2 protein-coding genes are annotated in these 1,047 nt (G+C 68.9%); both read right to left on the reverse strand.

Annotated elements, in window-relative coordinates; all coding sequences use genetic code 11:
* Positions 1 to 185, reverse strand: a 185-nt coding sequence (locus ACSFA3_RS25865; protein WP_435508167.1) for an NAD(P)-binding protein, incomplete at its 3' end; no start/stop codon positions are given.
* Between the two features lie 12 nt (positions 186 to 197).
* Positions 198 to 1,047, reverse strand: an 850-nt coding sequence (locus tag ACSFA3_RS25870) for an MFS transporter (protein WP_435508168.1), incomplete at its 5' end; no start/stop codon positions are given.

A 1,047-nucleotide genomic window follows, 5' to 3' on the forward strand; every position in this document is an offset into this window, starting at 1 on the left:
GAACGCACGCCCGGATAACGGAACAGGTCCCACGTGCCGCCGCTGCGTTCCCGCCCTTCGAGGATGACGTAGCTTCGGCCCGGGCAGCTCGCCTGCAGGTGGTAACCGGCGCCGATGCCCGAGAGGCCGGCGCCGACGATCAGGACATCGATGTGCTGCACCTGCTGTCGCTCTTCTTCCTGCATCGACTTGTCTCCTTAGCTCTTGCCGACCGGACCTCCTGCGGCGGGAGTGCCCCGGATCATCAGCCACGCACTCACCGCACTCAGCACGGCCAGCCCGGCGCTCAGCAGCATCACCCAGCGAAAGCCAGCCACGAACGATTCGGCCACGGCCCGTTTGACCGCCGCAGCCGTGGCTGCATCCACGCCCGGTGGCAGCGCCGCGCCGGCCAGCTTGCTGCGCTCGCCTTCAAGAAAAGCCGATACCTGCGCCGAGGCGCCCATCTCGCGCAGGTTGTTCGCCAGCGCCGCGTCGAAGGCCCAGGCCATGATCGCGCCGAACACCGCAATCGCCAACACCGCCGCCGCTCGCGACACGGCGTTGTTCACGCCCGAGGCCACGCCCGCCAGGTCGGGCCCGACCGCATTCATGACCGTGGTCGTCAAGGGCGCCACCGTCACCGTCATGCCGAAGCCCAGCACCACCACGGCCGGCAGAAAGCCGCTCCAGTAGCTCGCGCCCACGCCCGGTAGCGCGAACAGCGCAAAGCCCACCGCCGCGATCGAAGGCCCGATGACCAGCGGCATGCGCGGCCCGAAGCGGTCGACCAGTTGCCCGGCCCAGCCCGAGAGCGCGAACATGATGAAGATGAACGGCAGCAGCGCCGCACCCGCCACCGTGGCCGAATAGCCCTGCACCTGAATCAGGTTGAGCGGAAAGAAGTACAGCCCGCCGCCCAGCGCCGCATAGAGCAGCAGTGTCAGCAGATTCGCGCCGCTGAAGTTGCCGATGCGCAGCAGCCCCAGCGGCAGCATCGGCGTGCGCACCTTGCGCTCGACTGCGATGAAGCCCACGCTGCCCAGCACGCCGATGACCAGCGCCGCG

This window comes from Variovorax glucosi (assembly GCF_051216695.1).
GTDB lineage: Bacteria > Pseudomonadota > Gammaproteobacteria > Burkholderiales > Burkholderiaceae_C > Variovorax.